The sequence below is a fragment of the Cohnella terricola genome (genome assembly GCF_007786475.1).
In the GTDB taxonomy this organism is placed as follows: Bacteria; Bacillota; Bacilli; order Paenibacillales; family Paenibacillaceae; genus Cohnella; species Cohnella terricola.
Genome location: NZ_VNJJ01000014.1, coordinates 51,453 through 71,777 on the forward strand (window position 1 = coordinate 51,453; position 20,325 = coordinate 71,777).

Consider the following 20,325-nt stretch of genomic DNA (forward strand, 5'->3'; position numbering starts at 1 on the left):
CGATTCTCAATAAACATCTATGAGTTGAATGATAATCGTTCTCAACAGCAAAGTCAATAACGATTTCGTGGCAGTTTGTACGTAATGGGAAAGTCCTTTCTTTCGGGAACGTTATTTTCCCACCGTGAATTTCCCTTTGGAAATCACTCTGCCGTCCTTAATGACCTTGAGTATGTATTCCCCTGCCTCGGGAGCATCGAAGCTGTGGGTTGCCCCCAGCCAATCCGCAGGAACGTCCAGCGGCCAGCGCTCTACGACCTCATTAACGGATCTTTCCCTTGTTTCGAGCACGACTTCAACATTCCCGCCGCTTCCCGGGAACTCGAACCTATAATGAATCGAATCCCTTTCATCGAACACGCTCGTCCTCTCCCTGACGATGCCGTCAGATACCGAGCGCCCGAATTCGACCTCCGTCTTCCCCATACTCGGAAACAAGAAGAAAGTGAAAATAACGAGGTACGCGACGACCAATCCGATCGCCAAAAATACGCCGCCCCAGCTCGTCCCGCCCTTATCGGCCAGCGCTTTGAATTTGGCGGTGCGATCCAGAGGATAACGATTGATTTTCCCGATTTGTTTGATCATATACCTGTAATACATCGCGTTTCCGCCCACTCCGAATCCGGCCGACAAGGCAATGCCGATGCTGCTGTTGTTCAGTCCCAAATCCGCAGATAAATCCACGACATCAATCGCCAGCCATATGCCTACGATCAGAAGTAAAACTCCGTATTGCTTCCTATACCCCAGCCAAAAATAGGAAAGGAAAAACGTGGCCCAGTTCCAACTGATGTCCTTTCCGGGAGAGGCTTTTCCGCCCCACTTGCGCATATAGTAATCCGCATTCCGCCCCACGAAGACTTTTGCCTCATCCTCGGGATCGTTAGGCAAACCCGGGCTCTCCGCGATATCCGGCCGATCCGTCGTCGACCATTCCGTTGAATGATCTGCCGGCCGTTCCTCCTGCTGATTCACTTGCTGTTCCGCTAGTCGTTCCTCCGCCACAATAGCCGTCTCGGATCCGCACTTGCTGCAAAATCGGGCGTTATCGGGCAAAATTTGTCCGCACTGCGTACAGATCAATGTCTACACAACCTTTGCTCATTCGATTTATATTTCCTCTTTTCGACGGCAATCGAGGCGTATCCTCCCAGAATCATAAAATTACGAAAGATTCCGGCCAAAAACAAAGCCGACCGGGAATTCCCGGTCAGCCCGAATGTCGGCATTGCCCATCGGCACTTCATCGAACAAATCGCCGAACATGTCCACCCGTGAAGCGTCAACCGCCTCCTCTTCTCGCTTTCCTGCAAGTTAAGTTGTACGTTCGTCCGTATTCGCGGGCAAACTTGACGATCGTGCGAAGCATGGAGGGATCGGACAGTTTCGTAAATGGGCAGGGATCGGGCCGCGTATTCACCTCGAGAATCCAGCACCGCCCCCTCCGGTCCACCGCGATGTCCAGTCCTAATTCTCTCATCTTGGGATAAACCCGGGAGAATCGAAGCGCGGTTGCATGAGCCAGGGCATCGAATTTGTTCAAAATGCGAATCGATCGTTGCGGCCCGAAAGTTTCGCGTAATATCGCTTCGGTTCCGTGAATGCTCCCGCCTTGGCTGCCGTTGGTCACCGCTTTGCCGGGGAACGCGACCCGCGCCGCCGTCCCCGTCACCTTCCATCCGACCTTCCTCCCTTTCTGAATCATGACGCGAAAATCGATCGGCCGGCTGTTCCGCCGTATCATGCGGATGCCCCTCTGCACCAGATAAGGCTTCCCTTTCATTCTCCAACGAAGCCACCTAATCAGTTCCGCATAGCGGCCAAACGTTTTGCGTTGCCGCCCGGACTGAACGACCCATTTTCCGCCGGCGCGTTCGACTTTCATCACGCCCACTCCACAAGAACCAGATTCCGGTTTTACGTACACCATTCCGAAACCGCTCAACATGCGTTCGAGCGAATCGTTCGAAAGCCGCAGCGTCATCGGAATATGCGCCGACAGCATGGGAGATGCCGCCAGCACTTTGGTTTTGATCCACTTGCTCGATACCGCCGTTTTTGAGTTCGTACGTCTTCCTCTCCTCCAGGGAAAACAGGATAGCGCCCTTAGGATAAAATATGGCATTTCTCCCGGGAAGGAAGGGCGATCGCCCAGCGGCGAACGAAGAACGAGACGCTCTTGCCGACATATATATGAATATCGGCCCAGTTCAGACGAAAGCGAGGGAAAAACATGCGCTCATCGCCTTTTCACGACAAGATCGACCGGACAGCGCGAACGTTCCCCTGGTACGGAAGGCTTCTTGCCGACAGCGGCATCGATCGCTTCACTGTACGGGCGCTCGGACAATTACCCCTCGTAACAGCCGGGCTACTGGAACGTTATTATTACGGCCGGGAGCATCCTTATGCGATCGATGAGTCGCCCGATCGAGTCTATTCTTACCGCACTTCGGGAACGAGTTCTCATATCCGCAAGACGATTTTTTATTCCGGGGAAGACGAACGGAACTATATCCGGGTGAAGAGCGACCTTTTTCGCCGTCTACTCGCGCCCTCCGGCGTTCTCACGGCAATCTCGGACATGGGTACGGGACATGCGGCCGCCACCGCGCCGGAGGTGTTCGCCCGGCTCGGCATTCAGGCCGATTCGATTTCTTACGAATTGCCGATCGGCAGTCACCTGAAGAGGCTGAAGACGCTGCATCCTCACGTGTTATACACGATGCCTTCGATCCTGGATCGATTGCTGACTGCGGCAGGAAATGATGCTTCCTCCTTCGGCATTCGCCGGGTCCTGCTCGTCGGGGAGATTGCCTCTCCTGCCTGGCGCGGCAGCGTGGCGGGACGGCTTCGCTTGGCGGAGGACGATATTACCGACACTTATGGATCGATCGAGATCGGAACGATCGCCTATTATTCTCATGAGCATGGCAGGTATTTGTTCACGGAGGGCATCCAAGCAGAAGGAATACCTTCCCATGCGTTGGACGAAAACATGGAACCTCTGCCGGATGGGGAGTCCGTTCTCGTGGTAAGTTCCTACGTTCGCCATCTTTTTCCTGCCTTGAGGTATGTCACTTATGATATCGTGCGGGATTTCCGCCCGATTCTTGTGAACGGAGTATGGAAGCCAAGCTTTCAAGCGATCGTTCGTCGTATCGGCCCGGAGCTCAAGCACGGGGAGAAAATAAGCGTCTACGATATCGAGAACGTCGTCTATCGACACCTACAGGACGCCGAAGTCTGCATCCGCGTGCGCGCGAACAAGCTTGCGGTTCTCGTGGACAGCAAGGAGCAAAGTCCGGACGTCTATAAGCGCATCGAACTTGAATTAGCGGATCGGATTCCGGAGATCGGGGCGATGATTCGGGGCGGGATTCTGGATGCGATACAGGTGTTGCCGTCTGCCATCGACAGCGGAGAAAACGTCATGAAACGGAAAAAAGTATTTTATGACTAGAGGGGGCGGCGGGATTGGACGATAACGAGTTAATCGGCTTAGGAAGCCCCGCGGATTTGGGCGCCCTGGATACCGGATCGGGCATCTGCTCGGCGATCGGCCGCACTCCGCTCGTTCGTTTGAGCCGCGTGTTGCCGGAAACTACTTGCCACATCTACGGTAAGCTCGAAATGATGAATCCCGGAGGAAGCGCCAAGGACCGTCCCGCCTTGCGCATCATGAGAGAAGCGATCCGGACGGGGGAAATTCGCCGCGGCACGACCGTCATCGAATCGAGCTCGGGCAATATGGCCGTCAGCTTGGCGCAGATCTGCCTGTATTTGGGGCTGCGTTTCATTTGTGTCGTCGATCCGCGCACGACCGAGAGCCATTTAAGGCTGATTCGTCAGCTTCAAGGGCAGATCGAGCTTGTCGAGAAGCCGGACTCGGCAAGCGGAGACTACTTGCTCGCCCGGATTAAACGAGTGCAGCGACTGCGGGAAGAAATCGGCGATTGTTACTGGACTAACCAATACGGCAATCCGAACAATTATATGGCGCATTACGACACGACGATGCCGGAAATTCTGGAGGCGCTGCCTCATCTTGACTACTTGTTCTGTGGAGTCAGCTCCTGCGGAACGATAAGAGGCTGCGCCGAGAGGCTAAAGGACGAAAGACGCGCCACGAAGATCATTGCCGTCGACGCTCAGGGGAGCGTCATTTTCGGCGGCGCGAAAGGGGTTAGGCGGCTGCCGGGACTTGGCGCGGCGATATCCCCTTCACTCAGCCGCCAGGACCTGATCGACCAGGTCGTATATGTATCGGAGCGCGACTGCATCGAAGGCTGCAAGGAATTGCTGCGAACGGAGGGAATTCTCGCCGGAGCTTCCTCGGGAGGCGTCATCGCGGCCATTCGGGCCATGAGCAGCGAGATTCCGGACGGAGCGGTCTGCGCCGCCGTGCTGCCCGATCGGGGAGAACGGTATCTCGATACCGTGTATAACGAGGAATGGGTTAGCGCCAACGTTCCATAATCCGTCGGTAAGGAGTGGCGCATTATGATTTATTTAAACGACGGGCATATTCGGCAGTTGGGCATCGATTGGGTCCTTCTTGAAGAGCGGATCTTTGCGACGCTGCGAAAACTCGGCACGCCGGAGATCGTCCAACCGCTGAAGCCCTATTTGCGTTTCGGGCAACCCAGGAACAGAATCATTGCCATGCCCGCATTCGTAGGCGGCAATGAAGAGATATGCGGCATCAAATGGATCGCCAGCTTCCCGGACAACGTTCGGCGCGGGCTATCCCGCGCGCACGGCACGATCGTGTTGAATGACCCGACTACCGGCGTTCCCATTGCGATCTTCAGCGGCGGATTGCTTAACCAACTCCGTACGGCTGCCGTGAGCGCGGTCATGTTGCGGCGCTATTTTGCCTTGCAGCGCCGGAGTAAATACCGGATTGGGATCATGGGTTGGGGACCGATCGGGAGAAGACACCTGGATATGGTCTTCGCGCTGTTCGGCGATAGTATCGCGAGCGTTAAGCTGTTCGATATCAAAGGGATCGATTCGAAGTCGGCGAATGTTACGTCGCATCCGATACGCCCGAAGATCTCATCGTCCTGGAGGGAGCTTTATCGCGAGAGCGATATCGTCTTTACTTGCACTTCCTCGGCCGAACGTTATATCGACGAGCCTCCGGTTCCCGGGGCACTGCTGATGAACGTTTCCTTGCGCGAATATTTGCCGGACAGCATCGGAGAAGGAACCGCGATCGTCGTGGACAACTGGCAAGAGGTGTGCAGGGAAAATACCGATATCGAGCTTCTGCACGTGCAGGCGGGGCTTCAAGAGAAGAACACGATCAGTTTGCGAGGAGCTGTACACGAGGAAGGTTTGAACGGCTTGGCGCCTTCCGTGCCGATCTTCTTCAATCCGATGGGCATGGCGGCTTTCGATATTGCGATAGCGGCCTTTTACCGTCATAAAGCGGAACGGCTCGGGGTTGGCATTCGATTAGAGGGGTGACATAAACCAACCAACTTTCCTGCCTATAATCTCGCCGCACGCGCTTATTTCCATAACTCAGCCAATTTTCCCGCCAATAAGCTTGCCGCACGCACTTATTTCAGTAACCTAGCCAACTTTCCCTTTGTGAGTAAATACGACGAAATCATCGCCATTAGCGCAGTGGTACCACTTTTGCCCCGATCCCGAGACTATTAGCGATGAAAAACATCATATTTACTCCTCGTGAGGTGCATGTTGGGAGCAAGTACGATGAATAACATCCCTATTAGCGTAGTCATGCCACTTTTGCCCCGATCCCGAGACTATTAGCGATGAAAAACATCGTACTTCCTACTCAGGTGGCTCAACACGAGAGAAAGTACGATGAATAACATCCCTATTAGCGTATTGGCGCCACTTTTGCTCCGATCCCGGGACTATTAGCGATGAAAAACATCATACTTCCTCCTCGTGGGGCTCAACACGAGAGAAAGTACGATGAATAACATCCCTATTAGCGCAGTGGTGCCACTTTTGCTCCGATCCCGGGACTATTAGCGATGAAAAACATCGTACTTCCTACTCGTGAGGCTCAACACGAGAGAAAGTACGATGAATAACATCCCTATTAGCGTAGTGGTGCCACTTTTGCTCCGATCCCGGGACTATTTGCGATGAAAAACATCGTACTTCCTCCTCATGTGGCTCAACACGAGAGAAAGTACGATGAATAACATCCCTATTAGCGAATCAATGCCACTTTTTGCTCGCGCAAGTACGTGCCCCCTACGCCCGCCCGCTCTTGTTCGCCGCAATCTGCTCGGCAAGCTCGTTCAGCTCGGTCCAGCGCTCGAGCAGGCCGTCCAGCTTCGTCTCCAGGCTCGATTGCTCCTCCATCAGCTCCTGCAATCGCCCGGAATCGCTGGCGGCCGCATCCATCTTCGCGGCGATCGCGGCAAGCGCTTCTTCCGTCTCGGCGATCCAGCCGTCGATCTGCTCGAAATCCTTCTGATCCTTATAAGACATCTTAAGGACCGGACGTTCTTTACGCTCCGCTGATGCCGACTCGGAAACCGAAGAAGCGGACGCCGCTTTCACAGGTGTGCCTCCCACCTGAATAGCCGCTTCCTTCCGATCCGCCTGCTCCTTGTATTCGGAATAATTGCCCGTATACTGCGTGACCGCGCCGTCGCCTTCGAACGCCAGAATGCGGTCGACAGTCCGATCGAGGAAATAGCGATCATGCGAGACGACGATAACAACGCCGGAGAAATCGTCCAAATAGTCCTCCAACACCGTTAAAGTGGCGATATCGAGATCGTTGGTCGGCTCGTCGAGCAGCAGCACATTTGGCGCTTCCATTAATACCCGCAGCAGTTGCAGCCGCCTTTTCTCTCCGCCGGACAGCTTGGAAATAACCGACCACTGCGTCGCAGACGGAAATAGGAACCGCTCCAGCATCTGCCCCGCCGAGATCGTCGTCCCGTCGGCGGTTTTCACTTGCTCCGCACCCTCGCGGATATACTCCATTACCCGAAGCGACTCGTCCATCTCGTCGTGCTCTTGACTGAACCAGCCCAACTTAACTGTCGGGCCGAGTTCCACGCGCCCGCCGTCCGGCTGAAGCTTCCCGGCGATCAGCTTCAGCAGCGTCGACTTGCCGCTGCCGTTGCGCCCGACGATGCCTAGGCGGTCCTCCGGGACGGCAATGTAGCTCAAATCCTTGATCAGCGTCCGATCACCGAACTGCTTCGACAATTGCTCGATCTCCAGTATTTTTTTGCCGAGTCTTGTCGATGCCACCGATACGTCCAGCTTACCCGCCGACGCCTTCGGCCCTTGTTCTTTCAGCGCCTCGAACCGATCGATGCGCGCCTTCTGCTTCGTGGAGCGCGCCTGTACGCCGCGGCGAATCCAAGCAAGCTCATTGCGCAGCAGGTTTTGCCGCTTCGCTTCGGAAGCCGCCTCGCGTTCCTCCCGCTCCAGCTTTAATTCCAAGAAGCGGCTGTAATTCGCTTCATAGAAAAACGCCGTACCCCGATCCAGCTCGATCACCCGATTGCTGACCCGGTCCAAGAAATACCGGTCGTGCGTGATCATTAATAATGCGCCTTTGCGCTTCTGAAGCATTCCTTCGAGCCAAGCAACGGAGTCGTTGTCAATATGGTTCGTCGGCTCGTCCAAAATCAGAACGTCGGACGGCTGCAGCAGCGCCGCCGCCATTGCCACCCGCTTGCGTTGACCGCCTGAGAACGTAGAAACCCGATCATTCACATTCATAATTCCGAGCTTTGTCAGCGCCGTCTTAGCCTCGCTCTCGAGCTGCCAAGCGTTTAATTCGTCCATGCGCGCGCCTACCGCGATCAGCCGTTCCTGAAGACCTGAGTCGTCCGGCCGCAACGCCAACTCCTCTAACACCGATGCATGTTCGCGCACGGCCCGAAGCTGCGGCGAATCTCCGCCCAACACGTGCTCGAGAGCCGTTTCCTCCGGACCGAACACCGGATCCTGCACAAGCATCCGAAGCACGACGGATCGACCGATGGAGACTTTGCCGGAATCGGCCGGCTCCAGACCCGCAATCACCTTGAGCAACGTCGACTTGCCCGTGCCGTTCACGCCGATAATGCCGATCTTGTCCCCGCTCTCGACACCAAACGTGACGTTTTCGAACAGAATTTTGTCACTGTAGCTTTTCGCTATATTTTCAACGGATAATAAGTGCATCCCGCTATCCACTCGCTTTAACTCTAGAGTACGGTACGATTTCTTCTGTATCATATCATACTTCGCTTTCCGATTGCCCGAACGACCGGCTGATTCAGGGAACTGAGTCCGAGTGAAATTTCCCTATTGGTGGAAAACTACCGTATGACCGGTTTGACGCCTGCGAACCCGGGGTAATTATCGGCAGGAAGCATGAAGGAGGTCTCGTTATGATATTCAGACACATTCTCGTTCCATACGACGGGTCCGAGCCGTCCGCCAGAGCCCTAGACAAAGCCTTGGAGATCGTCGCGAAGGACTCCGGCCCGCATCTCACCGTCGCGCACGCGATCAACCTTCAGCCGGTAACATTCGCGGACGTAACGTTCGTCCAACCCGATTTCTATCAGGAGCAAGTCAAAGCGCACGGAGAAAAGATCATCGATAAGATCAAGCAGATTACCCGGGACGTCCCCCATGCGAACGCGGTGATCCTGGCTGGACCGCCGGCGGAGGCTATTCTCGATTATGCGGACAATAACGGATGCGATCTGATCGTCATGGGCAACAGAGGTCTGAGTTCATTTAAGGAATTTATGCTCGGCAGCGTCAGCCATAACGTGATTCTTCACTCGCGCATCCCGGTGATGGTCATGAAATAACACGCAAATTCGCCGCCGAATAATCAAATTCGCGAAACAACCCTGACAGTCTCCTGTCAGGGTTGTTGGTCTATACTGTAATTATCTATGGATCGGGAGGGAAAGACGTATGGCGGACAACGGCGCCACTCTTAGTCGTCGCGCGCTTAACCGCGCCCTGCTGGAACGGCAAATGTTGATCAAAAGGACAAAGATCCCCGCATTGGACGTCATGGAACATCTGATCGGCCTTCAAGCGCAGGCACCCAATCCGCCGTATATCGGGCTATGGGCCCGGGTGGAAGATTTCCGGCAAGACGAGCTGTCGGGGTTGATCGAGTCTCGCCAAGCCGTGCGGATCGCGCTCATGCGCTCGACGATCCATCTGACGTCCGCGCGCGACGCCTTGTCTCTTCGCCCTGTGGTACAGCCCGCTCTTGAACGCGGCTTAAAGGGCAACTATGGCAAACATCTGGCGGGCATCGACGAAGCCGATCTAGCGGCCGAAGCCCGGACGCTCGTCGAGAAGCGGCCGATGACGTTCCGCGAGCTCGGCGGTTTGCTGGCGGAAGACGAACGATGGCGGAACCGCGAGCCCGACACGCTCGCCGCGGCGGTGCGCACGTTGCTCCCGCTTGTGCAAATTCCTCCGCGCGGGTTATGGGGAGAGAGCGGCCAATCGGTCCATACGACGGCTGAAGCCTGGCTCGGCAGCCCGGCAATCCCGGCAATCTCGCCGGAAACGATGATTGAGCGTTATTTAGCCGCTTTCGGTCCCGCATCCGCGAAAGATATGCAGACGTGGTCCGGCCTCACCCGATTGGGAGAGGTCGTGAAACGAATACGTCCCCGCTTAAGGATCTACTATGACGAGCAAGGGCGAGAACTGTTCGACGTACTAGACGCGCCCTTGCCGGATCCGGATATGCCAATACCGCCGCGGTACATGGCCGAATTCGACAATGCGCTCCTGTCTCACGCGGACCGGTCTCGCATCATCTCCGAAGAAGATCGGAAGCGCGTATTTACGATCAACGGCATCATCCGCCCGACTTTCCTGATCGACGGATTCGTCGCGGGAATGTGGCGAATCGATCGCAAGCGCGACGCCGCCATTCTAACGATCGAGCCGTTCCGTCCCCTTCGTCCCGAAGATCGGGCAGGTTTATACGAAGAGGGGGATAACCTTCTTCGATTCGCGGCGGCGGAATGCGGCAGCCGCGAAATCCGTATCGCCGATGAATCGACGTCGTCCGACGGCCTGCGTTAGCGCGCTCCGCTTTTACCGATCGCCTTCGTATATTCGTCCGGCGTCTTGCCAAGTACCGTTTTGAAATCCTTGATAAAATGAGCCTGATCGTAATACCCCATATCCTGGGACAGCTTCGTCCAATCGACGGCCTCATCCTTGTCGAGCTTTTCGGCGACCTCGTGCATCCTGAATCGCTGAATCACTCCTTTGGGGCTAACGCCGACATACCGATCGAATAACCGCTGCAACGTCCGGACGCCCACGCCGAATCTCTCGGCTAATTGTTCGACCTGAAGCATGTCGCGATCCTCCACTAGAACGGAGACCATCTCGTTAACCAGTTCGACGTTGCGGTCGGGCTCCGGCAATCGTTCCAGGAAGAACCGGTCGATCCTGTCGACTTGATCTCCCGGTTCTCCGGCCGCCGCCAGAATGTCATGTTCCAGAGCTCGAGCCTCCGCTCCGAAAATATCGGCCATGTCGGCGGAAAGACGAGTGAGCTTCGACAGCGGCTGCCGCCAGAAAGGATAAAATCCGCCCGGGTTGAATTTAACGGCGAAGACGCTGCCCAGACCTTCCATAAGCTGCGACGAGGTTTTCTCCCAGATTCCGTATATGCGCGTTCGACCCGGCTCGAACACGAGATTCACGTTTGGATGAGAAAGCACGGTTTGGCGGTAAGGTTGTAGTCCCCGTAAATCCCACTCGACCGTCCAGTAATGCTGAATATAGCTTTGCAACTCATCCGCGGGTTTGTACCGGGAAAGCTTGAACTTTCCTTTCCCCGCGTCCGCCTGCAATATTCCCTTCGTCGAACGATCGTCGATCGGGTCCATCGTACGCTCCTCCGATTAACGGCTTGTCGCATTTTTACAATACGAGACCGCCGCTTTATTTTAAGATGGGTATCAGATTGCACGTAAGCAAAAGCATTCCGAAAATCGACCAATGAAAGGAGTCTATTTATGGAACACAAATTCACTACGTATATCGGCGCAACGCCGGAGAGGGTCTGGGAGGCGTTAGTTTCTCCCGAGGGTACGAAAGCCATTTTCTTCGGTTGCGTCCTCCGATCGGATTTCGAGAAAGGCAGTTCCTACGAATACGTGGGGCCTGGCAACGACGGAGACGAGACGGTTCACGTCTACGGTACGATTCTCGAATTCGAGCCCCATAAAGTATACAGTTGCCTCGAGCATCCCGGGCCTTCCTATAACCCAAAGCATGCCGAGCTCGAAAGCCGAATCACGATTACGCTTGAGCCTGTAGGCGAGACGACGAAAGTCACCCTCGTCAACGACCAATGGACACCCGACCACCCCTCGTTCGACAAAACAGCGGAGAGCTGGCCGATCATCCTTAGCAGTCTCAAAACTTTCTCGGAATCCGGCCGCGTATTGAATTACGGCTGGTAATTCCAGCTATTTGCGGCTGTTCCGCATAGCGGCCAGCACCTGCAATCTCCCGCCGTCGCCGCTTGCGAGCCGGTCGTATTCCTCCGACTCCCGCGCAACGAGCGCAACCTTGCCTTCGGAGTCGAAATGGAGACCCCAGCCGTATTTTTTCGGAAGCATGGATGCTCGCAAGCAGGCCATCGGTTTGGAGAAAAAAGCTTCGCGGATTTCCTCGCTGCGGGAGGCAAGCTCCTCTTCTGGAATCTCCTTGTGGCGGACGTAGGTCTGATAAAGCAGCTCTTCTTGCGTATACGTATACGGCTGGTGAAACACGAGATCGTATTCGATCCCTGGTTTCGACTTGCCGTTTTTCTTTTCCGGTGGTATCATGCCTCTCTCAACGGGACAATCCCCGGCTAGCTTGATAAAAGTGTCGTAGTAGTTCCATTCCATCATCGCGGCCTCCTAACAAGAGTTAGTACTTTTCCCATTATAGCCCGTTAACTCTGACAGATACGGTCAGTCATTATTGGGTCATCGCTCGTTTCGTCCGACATTTACGATATCAAGCAACTCCCGCCATTCCACGATCCGGGCAACTTCAAGATGCCGATTGTATGAATTATCCTTGGCGTATACGCTCAGTTTCAAATCCCCCAACGTCTCGAGCACGGCCGGCTTATCGTCGAAATAATAGTCCAAGCCCAAGTCCCGGATAATATGAACTTTCTCCAGATCGCCCATTCCGCAATAAAATCTCCCGTCCCGAACCGGGAATCCCGTTTGAATAAGCGCCTGCTTCGTTTGATCGCAATGCACCGGGGCTCTCGCCGTGATGTAATATACCTCATGCCCGCAACGGTCAAGCTCCTGCAATACTTCCACTGCATCGTTGAAAGGAGGAGCCGAATAATAAATCTCGCTGCGATGGCGATCCCATAACTCACGGCCTTCCTCTGTCGACAACCCGAACGCTTCATGAACCGGAATGCATGTCAAAGCGTGGAATACCTCTATGTCTACCTGTCGATTCAGCTTCAAATTGTAAATGCGAAAAGCATGCTCCCGCAAATTAAGCAACGTATCGTCAATATCGAATCCGAATTTCATAGGCGCACGGCTCCTTTATCTATTTTCCGCCTTTAAGCGCTTTCTAATTGGATTATACCTTATGCCGGACATAAAAGAAGAGCCATCCCGTTTGTATCGGAATGGTTCTTCTTCGGCAACCCGTCATACTTCGCCCCAATAGACCTCGGTTTCGTAGTCGAATTTCACCGTGCCGTTCTCTTCGTTCCGGTCGAACAATTCGCGCAGCCTCTGCATCATCGGTTCATGCCGGGGATCCCCCGGTTCCGGCGCGTAGGAGGAAGACAACAAGCGCCCGGCCACCCCGTCGAAATCGAACACTTGACGATTCACGAAACGCGCCTCCTTCAGACTTCCCGGTTGGAAAAAGGAGACCAGCATGTCATGGGAGATATTGCGATGGTTCACGCGGCCGTAGTCCGTACCGAGTTCATGCAGCAGTCGTTCGTATCCTTCCAGAAAAGGCGTTCCGCTCGTCAATCTCGTGTTCCAGACGAGGACCGCTTTGCCGCCCGGCTTCAGCACTCGCTTGAACTCTGCTTGCGATGCCATCCGATCGAACCAATGGAAAGCCTGTGCGCACACGATAAAATCGTATGCATGGGCGGGTTGCCCCGTCTCTTCCGCCGAACCGGACACCGCGCGGAACCTCGGATTACCTTGCGATGCCGCGACCGCCGCCTCCCGCATCGCCTCGTTCGGTTCCACGGCCGTTACTCGCGTGCCTCTCTCGAGTAGAAGTCTGGAGAAGATTCCCGTCCCAGCCCCGACATCCAGCACTTCGGAGCTTTCGCCGATCCCTACAGTCTCATATAAGTAGTCAATCGCTTCCGAAGGATAGCCGGGACGATATTTCGTATACTTGTCCACCCTGCTTGTAAACCGTTCTTTGCTATTCATCGCGTGTTTCCTCCGTTTCCAGAAATTCGAGCCGATTGCCGAAAGGGTCGCTGGCATAAAATCTTCTCACGTTCTCCGCGTCTCTTCTGTCGTCGCTCGCCGTAAAACTTCCTCGCCTCGGACTCGCAGCCCTCGCGCGCCGCAACCTGCACATGATCCAGTCCCAGAGTAACGAATGACATGCCTGATCCTCCTTTGGGATTGGTTTCATCTGACGAAACAAGGTTTCATAATAATTTAATCTCATCTTAAACCAATCTTCCCCCGAAATCCAGAGCCGAAATCACATTAGGCAAGACAAGCGTTGCTGCACGCTTTTTGGTAGAATAGAACGTACGAGACAGAGAGCGGAGGGTACGAAGTTGGATTATATTGTATTGGACATCGAATTTAACGGACGAAAATTCGCCAGCAGCTTGCCGATGGAGGTCATCGAGATCGGGGCCGTAAGGCTGGATTCGTCGCTGCGGCTTGTAGACGAATTTTCCTCGCTCATCAAACCAGTTTATTTCTCCAAGCTGAATAGCTTTATTAAGAAAAAGACGGGAATCCCGCAGGAGGAGATCGACGTCGCTCCCGGTTTCCCGAAAGTCATCGCCGAGTTTGCGGAATGGCTCGGGCGGAGCGAATCATTCTTGCTCTTGACCTGGGGCGGAGAGGACATGAAGCGAATCGTGTTCGACACCCGTATGCACAAACTAAACGACGCTTATTGGATGGGCCTTTATTATTTCGATCTGCTAAAAGGGTACTTGCGGTATAAGAAAGCGACGAACGACGTCAGCGTCGAAGCCGCCCTGCTCGATCTGAACATCGCCGCGGAGGGCTCGGCCCACCGCGCGCTCGACGACGCGCGAATGACCTCAGAAGTGTTCCGGGCCGTATTCAGCGATCTGGATTTCGATCTGAAACAGCAGTACAAGGATCAATTCTCGAATTCGAAGGAACGGAGAATGATCAAAAACGGCGTGCGCACGATGCTCGCGCAGAAAAAGCCGCAGACGTGGGAGAAGTATACCGAGACTTTCCTCGCAGGTAAAATCGACATGACCGATCCGCGCAAAGCTGCCGAGCTTGAGGAATATTTCCTCGCAGAGATCGCGAAGGCGGAGCAGGCTAAAAAGGGTTAGCGGCGGAGGCGTAACGGTCGAGAGTTGTACGATTATATCGGATAACTCCGGCCGTTCCGCGACAAAAAACCGTCAAGAGAGCGCTTCTACGTTCCCCGGACGGCCTCCTTTGAGCCTGACATAAAGCTCAACCCTTACTGAAATTGAACATCGATTTTCCTTTTCGCTTCGCCCTTGTGCTTCGGCATTCGAACTTCCAATACGCCGTTCTTGTAGCTTGCCGTTACTCCTTCCGAGGAGACGGGCGACGGAAGGGCGATCGTACGCTGAAAGCGGCCTATGTAGCGCTCTTGGCGGTGCATATGCTCCTCCTTGACCTCGTTCACCCGGTTCAGGGAGCCGCTGATGGATAACGCCTTGTTCTCGACGTCGATGCTCACGTCTTCTTTTTTCTCCAGACCCGGAATATCGCACGACGCGACGATCTCGTTGTCCGTCTCGTACAAGTCTACGTTGATGTGCCCCGTGCCTTGGGAGAAACTTAACTTAAAAGGTGAGAGGTCGTTCGAGAAAAAACGGTCCAGTTCCCGGCGCATATTCTCCAGGTGTCTGAACGGTTCATAGGGTATTAACGCCATCTGAAATCCCTCCTGATTTTGGATGATCCAGACTTAGTAACCCCGATTTCTCCTTCTATTATTCAACGGCGGATATTCGATCCGGAGGTCTCCATCCCCGCTGGAGCTCGGCGATCGAGTAGCCGAAATCCATTTGCAGATGTGGATTATCCGGGAAACCCTTCCAGTCGCCCCCCCAGCTAAAGCCAAGTTCCTTGGCGATCGCCACAACTTCCATCCAATCCGCTTCTCCGTTCCCGTTGCCGTCGTATTTCAGGTCCCAGATGACCTTGCCCGCGCGAGTCTTGATCGCGAAATCGATGGCCAGCCCGTAATTGTGATAGGACTCCCCGCCTTTGACTTGGGTAACGATCGGGCCTCCTTCGCTGCGTCCTTGCCGATATAAGGCATCCTGTGCGTCCGAACTTCGGAAGCCGTCGGTAATAACGACGTCGATGCCGATTTTTTTGCTCAAGGCGACCAGCTTGTCCTTCTTCTCGGCTACGACCGGATGCAAACGGGAGACGGGCGGCACGTCGCGAAACCACTGGATAGGCAATAACCGTCCGAACGTTCCGGCGTTCATGAGCAGATAGACGACCGCGATTGCCAAGACGGCTGCCCATACCAACAGCGCACGACGTCGTTTTCTTCCGGTGCCGGCCCGGGGTCGCGTTGCCGCGGTATCGTGATTCGCAGTATTCATATATATTTGTACCCTTTACCTCTCTTTATTCTCTTAAATCCGTTCTCTTAATAGAGTATCCAATCTATCGGGCATTATCCTTAACATTCTCTTAAACTTATCTGAAGATTTGAAGGCTGGAAATACCGAGCCTTTTCCCAGTTTCCGTTTCCATGAAAAATCGGTAAAATAGAGGCTATGCCGGTTCTCGTACGAAGCCGAATCGCGGCAGGGAACCGCAACCGACATCGGCAATCGAGCAAAGAAGGGAAATCAACTTAAATGATTATTAAACCTAGAACGCGCGGCTTCATCTGTACGACCGCTCATCCGAAAGGCTGCGCCGCTCAAGTCAGGCAACAGATCGAATACGTGCAGGCGCGCCCGGCCATCCAAGGTCCGCGCAACGCGCTCATCATAGGCGCTTCGGCCGGCTACGGTCTTGCGGCCCGGATCGCGGCGGCATTCGGAGCGGGAGCCAACACGATCGGCATCTACCGTCAAGGCGAACGCTCCGGACGAACGGCATCCGCGGGATGGTATAACTCCGCCGCATTCGAACAGGCGGCGCAGCAAGCCGGTCTGAAATCTTTCAGCGTGACCGGCGACGCCTTCACGGACGAGACGAAAGCGAAAGCCGTCGAGACGATCCGCCGCGAGCTTGGTCAAGTTGACCTCGTGGTCTACAGCGTGGCCACGGGTCGCAGAACGAATCCGAGAACGGGCGAGACGTCGACCTCGGTATTAAAACCTATCGGAAAGCCGTATACGAATAAAACCGTTAACTTCCACGACGGAGAAGTCAGCCTGATTACGCTGGAGCCGGCAACGGAGGAAGAAATCCAGGGAACGGTCGATGTCATGGGTGGTGACGATTGGCAGATGTGGATCGATGCACTGCGCGAAGGCGGCGTGCTGGCGCCGAACGCGACGACGATCTCTTATTCTTATATCGGCCCCGACATCACGCAAGCCATCTACCGCCAAGGCTCGATCGGACAAGCCAAAGACCATCTCGAAGCCACGGCCAAGCGACTGCAAGAGCAACTTAGCCACGGCGGCGGCCGCGCCTACGTAACGGTCGGCAAAGCGCTCGTGACGCAATCCAGTTCGGCCATTCCGGTCGTGCCGCTGTATATCTCTGCGCTGTACAAGGTCATGAAGGAGAAGGGCATTCACGAAGGCTGTATCGAGCAGATGTATCGCCTGTTCGCGGATCGCCTCTATTCTCCGGAGTCTGCATCTGTGCCGGTAGACGAAGAAGGGCGTATTCGCATCGACGATTGGGAGATGCGCGACGACGTTCAGCAGGAAGTCGCAAAGATCTGGGAAGCGTTGACGACTGATCATATTTACGACCTTACGGACCTCGAAGGCTATCGCCGCGAGTTCTTCCAACTGTTCGGCTTTGAAACGGACGGGATCGATTATGAAGCCGAGGTCGATCCGAACGTAAGCATTCCGAATTTAAACTGACGTCAGGCACGCGCAATCAATAGCCAGGCCGCTTCCGTTAAGCGAGCGCGCCTGGCTTTTTCCCTTTTCCGACACGGTGTGACAATTGTCACAGATAATTATTGGAATCCGAGGTATAGATAGGTTATCCACTCCGTAAACGGGAGGCTCGCGCATGTGCTATGAACTCAGCAAAACAGGTGAGCAGATCAGCGTTACTCTTACAGGAACGATCGGGGTCCGGGAGGCGACCTCGCTTCGCCAGCAATTATTTCCGCTCATGCGACAAGGCTTCGCTTCGGTAGATATTCAACTGAGCGAAGTGACGGATATGGACAGTTCGGGTCTCGGACTGCTGTCCGCCGTCAAAAAAATAGCCGATGATTGCAACGCGAACGTCACCTTCCATGACGTACCTGATCGGCTTCGCGGGCGTCTAATTCAGACTGGAATCCCGATCTAAACAATCATTGAAAGGGAAAGCGACAGAGAGGGGCTCTAGCATGATTCGACACACCCATAAACCCAATCCACTTCCCGAGCATCTGGCTCTGCCCTATGCCACTATTTTTCGCGATTCGCAAGAAGCCATTATGGTCACGGATTGCAACTCTATTATCGTCTGCGTAAACCCGGCGTTTGTCGCCATTACCGGATACGAAGAAGCGGAAGCGATCGGCCGGACACCAAGCCTGCTGAAATCGAATGTTCAGGACAGCGAGTTTTACGTCAACATGTGGGCTAGCATTCACGCGAACGGGAAATGGCAGGGAGAGATTTGGAATCGGCGCAAAAATGGCGAGATCTATCCCGAATGGCTGTCCATCAATCCCGTACATGACGACGACGGCAATCTGATCAATTACGTCGGCATGTTCTCCGATATGACGAACCGCAAAAATACGATCTCCAAATTGCGGCTCCACGCGCAAGTGTTCAGCAATGCCAGCGAAGGCATCATGATTACGGACAAACGGCTTTGCATCCTGTCCGTGAACCAAGCCTTTACGGCTATGACCGGTTACACGGAAGAGGAAGCCGTCGGACGCACTCCGCACCTGCTGCATTCCGGCATTCAGAATCAATATTTTTACGTCAAGATGTGGGAAAGAATCCATGCTTCCGGTTACTGGCAAGGGGAAATCTGGAATCGGCGCAAAAACGGCGAGATCTACCCCGAATGGCTGTCGATTTCGACGTTGCGGGACGAGAACGGTCATATCACGAACTATATCGGCATGTTTACGGATATTACGGAACGCAAGCAATCCGAAGAACACCTGAAATACTTGGCGCACTTCGATAGGCTGACGGGGCTGCCTAACCGAACCCTGCTGGGCGAGTTGGCCAAAGAAGCGACGATTACCGCGCAGAGGACCAACTGCAAACTCGCCGTCCTCTTTATCGATCTCGATCGATTCAAGATGGTCAATGACTCTCTGGGACATAACGTCGGGGACAGCCTGCTGCAACAAGTTGCCGCCCGACTGAGCTCCGCGACGATGGACGACCATATTGTCTCGAGATTAGGCGGAGACGAATTTATTATTGTTCTGAAAAACCAGCGTGAGCCGGAGGAGGCAGTAACCTTCGCCCGCAAATTGATCGCGGATCTCAGGAAACCTTTTGTCGTCGGGGACAACGAACTCTATGTCAATGCGAGCATCGGGATTTGCATGTACCCCGAACATGGAGACAGCTTCGAAACGTTGGTCAGGCACGCCGATCTGGCCATGTACGAGGCGAAAATCCGCAAATGCGGCTGCCAATTATTCGATCCAGGCATTAACGATACCTTTCAACGGAAATTGGAGCTGGAGAACGAGCTCAGATGGGCCATTTCCAAAAATCAGCTTCACGTGCATTATCAACCCCAAGTCCAAGCCGGCACCGGTCAAGTAGAAGGGCTGGAAGCTCTGCTCCGTTGGAACCATCCGACACTCGGGCAAGTTCCCCCCAGCGAATTCATCCCGATCGCGGAAGAGACCGGAATCATCATGGATATCGGCCGATGGGTGTTGAAAGAAGTCTGTTCCCAATTAGCGCAATGGCATTCCAGAACGTTAAACGTCCCTCCGATCGCCGTGAACTTATCCGCGAGACAGTTCAAGGCGCCCGATCTGGTCGCCTCATTCAGGGACATCGTAAACCGCGCGCCTTGCCATCCCGGGCAGATCGTCATCGAAATCACGGAGAGCAGCAGCATGAACGATATCGATTCCGTGCTGCCGATCCTGCATGAATTCAAGGCGATCGGTTTCCGGATCGCCATAGACGATTTCGGCAAAGAATACTCGGCGCTCGGGTACATGAAGAAGTTTCCGATCGACATTCTGAAGATCGATAAGAGCTTCGTGCAAGAGCTAACAAGCGATACAAAAAGCGCCGTCATCACCAAAGCCATTATCGACATGGCCCACGGCATGAATCTGCGGGTCATCGCCGAAGGCGTGGAATACGATGAACAATTGGCTGATCTTCGAACAATGAACTGCGATATCGTACAAGGGTATTTGATCGATCCGCCTATGTCCCCGGACATGCTGGAATCCCGATATTTGACAGGAGCGTGTTTCACGTGACGATCGAAGCGGAAAGGCTAATCGAGGAAACCGGCGCGGCCGTGAAGCAAATCGAAGATCTGATTCAGCAATCCAACGCCTATGCGGACGAAGTGATTCTGTCCATTGGGGAAGTCAAGCAACTCGTCGAGCGAGGACAGCTCCAATCGGACCAAACGCGCGAAACGTTCGACGGCATTCTACGGACGCTCGAAAACAGTATGGACGAAATCCAGCGGGTCGAGAAAGAATTGGATGCGTTAGTGAAAGCGATCGGCGAGGTCGGCGCCACGACTTCCACAGTAGCCGTGTCAGCCGCGAAAACGAATATCGTCTCTCCAAACTACTAATATCGTTTCAAAGGCCGAAGCCAACAGCGCTTCGGCCTTTTTCATCTTTCTTCGGTTCACTCGGTTATTGACGAAGCTTCAGGAGGTTGTTATATTATATCAATAACGGATATATCCATTATGGATATAGTCGATCTCGCCATTG

The 20,325-nt window shown here is 54.3% G+C and carries 21 protein-coding genes and 1 pseudogene; 11 read left to right on the forward strand and 11 right to left on the reverse strand.

The features are described from left to right. Positions 1–111: 111 nt before the first annotated feature. The 3 genes from FPZ45_RS19875 to FPZ45_RS25915 all read right to left on the reverse strand — a co-directional run bounded on the left by FPZ45_RS19875 (position 112) and on the right by FPZ45_RS25915 (position 2,238). Positions 112–1,086 carry a zinc-ribbon domain-containing protein gene (locus tag FPZ45_RS19875; protein ID WP_144705747.1) on the reverse strand — a complete coding sequence of 325 codons (975 nt, stop codon included), beginning with the start codon at positions 1,084–1,086 and terminating at the stop codon, positions 112–114. Between the two features lie 199 nt (positions 1,087–1,285). Beyond that, positions 1,286–2,128: a YheC/YheD family protein gene (locus FPZ45_RS19880; RefSeq protein WP_144705749.1), complete on the reverse strand. Its 843-nt coding sequence runs from the start codon at positions 2,126–2,128 to the stop codon at positions 1,286–1,288. Continuing rightward, positions 2,110–2,238 carry a hypothetical protein gene (locus tag FPZ45_RS25915; RefSeq protein WP_281284919.1) on the reverse strand — a complete coding sequence of 43 codons (129 nt, stop codon included), beginning with the start codon at positions 2,236–2,238 and terminating at the stop codon, positions 2,110–2,112. Before FPZ45_RS25915 ends, FPZ45_RS19880 begins: the two co-directional genes overlap by 19 nt. Between FPZ45_RS25915 and FPZ45_RS19885 the strand changes: the two genes are divergently transcribed. From FPZ45_RS19885 to FPZ45_RS19895, 3 genes are read left to right on the forward strand one after another with little or no spacing between them, the layout of a single operon-like run. After that, on the forward strand, positions 2,237–3,466 hold the full coding sequence (locus FPZ45_RS19885; RefSeq protein ID WP_144705751.1) for a phenylacetate--CoA ligase family protein: 1,230 nt from the start codon (positions 2,237–2,239) through the stop codon (positions 3,464–3,466). The genes FPZ45_RS25915 and FPZ45_RS19885 overlap by 2 nt on opposite strands. Before the next feature lie 14 nt (positions 3,467–3,480). Beyond that, complete coding sequence (sbnA, locus tag FPZ45_RS19890; RefSeq protein WP_246120518.1) at positions 3,481–4,482, forward strand: 2,3-diaminopropionate biosynthesis protein SbnA; 1,002 nt, start codon at positions 3,481–3,483, stop codon at positions 4,480–4,482. A gap of 24 nt (positions 4,483–4,506) precedes the next feature. Next, complete coding sequence (locus FPZ45_RS19895; protein ID WP_144705753.1) at positions 4,507–5,478, forward strand: 2,3-diaminopropionate biosynthesis protein SbnB; 972 nt, start codon at positions 4,507–4,509, stop codon at positions 5,476–5,478. A 768-nt stretch (positions 5,479–6,246) separates the two neighbouring features. On the opposite strand, the gene FPZ45_RS19900 is transcribed toward FPZ45_RS19895, so the two are convergent. Continuing rightward, on the reverse strand, positions 6,247–8,187 hold the full coding sequence (locus tag FPZ45_RS19900; RefSeq protein WP_144705755.1) for an ABC-F family ATP-binding cassette domain-containing protein: 1,941 nt from the start codon (positions 8,185–8,187) through the stop codon (positions 6,247–6,249). 209 nt (positions 8,188–8,396) lie between these two features. Between FPZ45_RS19900 and FPZ45_RS19905 the strand changes: the two genes are divergently transcribed. Then, positions 8,397–8,828 (forward strand): universal stress protein, encoded by a 432-nt coding sequence (locus tag FPZ45_RS19905; RefSeq protein ID WP_144705757.1) that lies wholly within the window; start codon positions 8,397–8,399, stop codon positions 8,826–8,828. Positions 8,829–8,937: 109 nt separating this feature from the next. Then, positions 8,938–10,077, forward strand: coding sequence for a winged helix DNA-binding domain-containing protein (locus tag FPZ45_RS19910; protein ID WP_144705759.1), 1,140 nt, complete (start codon positions 8,938–8,940; stop codon positions 10,075–10,077). Here FPZ45_RS19910 and FPZ45_RS19915 read toward each other — a convergent pair. Beyond that, positions 10,074–10,895 carry a DUF6597 domain-containing transcriptional factor gene (locus tag FPZ45_RS19915; protein ID WP_144705761.1) on the reverse strand — a complete coding sequence of 274 codons (822 nt, stop codon included), beginning with the start codon at positions 10,893–10,895 and terminating at the stop codon, positions 10,074–10,076. The two genes, FPZ45_RS19910 and FPZ45_RS19915, sit on opposite strands and share 4 nt — an antisense overlap. A gap of 129 nt (positions 10,896–11,024) precedes the next feature. On the opposite strand from FPZ45_RS19915, the gene FPZ45_RS19920 reads away from it, so the two are divergent. Further along, positions 11,025–11,474 (forward strand): SRPBCC family protein, encoded by a 450-nt coding sequence (locus FPZ45_RS19920; RefSeq protein WP_144705763.1) that lies wholly within the window; start codon positions 11,025–11,027, stop codon positions 11,472–11,474. Positions 11,475–11,480: 6 nt separating this feature from the next. Here FPZ45_RS19920 and FPZ45_RS19925 read toward each other — a convergent pair whose 3' ends face one another. The 4 genes and pseudogenes from FPZ45_RS19925 to FPZ45_RS19940 form a co-directional block, all read right to left on the reverse strand. After that, the gene (locus FPZ45_RS19925) at positions 11,481–11,909 is read right to left on the reverse strand and encodes a DUF6157 family protein (protein ID WP_342780078.1); all 429 of its coding nucleotides are present in this window, start codon (positions 11,907–11,909) and stop codon (positions 11,481–11,483) included. A gap of 78 nt (positions 11,910–11,987) precedes the next feature. Further along, complete coding sequence (locus FPZ45_RS19930; protein ID WP_144705765.1) at positions 11,988–12,563, reverse strand: 5' nucleotidase, NT5C type; 576 nt, start codon at positions 12,561–12,563, stop codon at positions 11,988–11,990. 123 nt (positions 12,564–12,686) lie between these two features. Next, positions 12,687–13,442 (reverse strand): class I SAM-dependent methyltransferase, encoded by a 756-nt coding sequence (locus FPZ45_RS19935; RefSeq protein ID WP_144705767.1) that lies wholly within the window; start codon positions 13,440–13,442, stop codon positions 12,687–12,689. Beyond that, positions 13,435–13,624, reverse strand: a pseudogene (locus FPZ45_RS19940) (hypothetical protein). The gene FPZ45_RS19935 and the pseudogene FPZ45_RS19940 overlap by 8 nt, the downstream one beginning before the upstream one ends. A gap of 180 nt (positions 13,625–13,804) precedes the next feature. On the opposite strand from FPZ45_RS19940, the gene FPZ45_RS19945 reads away from it, so the two are divergent. Next, positions 13,805–14,572, forward strand: a complete 768-nt coding sequence (locus FPZ45_RS19945; protein ID WP_144705769.1) for a 3'-5' exonuclease — start codon at positions 13,805–13,807, stop codon at positions 14,570–14,572. 134 nt (positions 14,573–14,706) lie between these two features. Here the strand turns inward: FPZ45_RS19945 and FPZ45_RS19950 are convergent, their stop codons facing one another. Both FPZ45_RS19950 and FPZ45_RS19955 read right to left on the reverse strand, forming a co-directional pair. Beyond that, entirely contained in the window at positions 14,707–15,150 is a 444-nt protein-coding gene (locus FPZ45_RS19950; protein WP_144705771.1) for an Hsp20/alpha crystallin family protein, read from the reverse strand. Between the two features lie 58 nt (positions 15,151–15,208). After that, positions 15,209–15,835, reverse strand: coding sequence for a M15 family metallopeptidase (locus FPZ45_RS19955; RefSeq protein ID WP_281284920.1), 627 nt, complete (start codon positions 15,833–15,835; stop codon positions 15,209–15,211). 261 nt (positions 15,836–16,096) lie between these two features. Here FPZ45_RS19955 and fabV point away from each other — a divergent pair, with 261 nt between their 5' ends. The 4 genes from fabV to FPZ45_RS19975 all read left to right on the forward strand — a co-directional run bounded on the left by fabV (position 16,097) and on the right by FPZ45_RS19975 (position 20,180). Further along, positions 16,097–17,290, forward strand: coding sequence for an enoyl-ACP reductase FabV (fabV, locus tag FPZ45_RS19960; protein ID WP_144705773.1), 1,194 nt, complete (start codon positions 16,097–16,099; stop codon positions 17,288–17,290). Positions 17,291–17,444: 154 nt separating this feature from the next. Then, positions 17,445–17,732, forward strand: a complete 288-nt coding sequence (locus FPZ45_RS19965; RefSeq protein WP_144705775.1) for an STAS domain-containing protein — start codon at positions 17,445–17,447, stop codon at positions 17,730–17,732. 40 nt (positions 17,733–17,772) lie between these two features. Continuing rightward, positions 17,773–19,851 (forward strand): EAL domain-containing protein, encoded by a 2,079-nt coding sequence (locus tag FPZ45_RS19970; RefSeq protein ID WP_144705777.1) that lies wholly within the window; start codon positions 17,773–17,775, stop codon positions 19,849–19,851. Then, complete coding sequence (locus FPZ45_RS19975; RefSeq protein WP_144705779.1) at positions 19,848–20,180, forward strand: hypothetical protein; 333 nt, start codon at positions 19,848–19,850, stop codon at positions 20,178–20,180. The genes FPZ45_RS19970 and FPZ45_RS19975 overlap by 4 nt, the downstream gene beginning before the upstream one ends. Positions 20,181–20,325 lie beyond the last annotated feature (145 nt).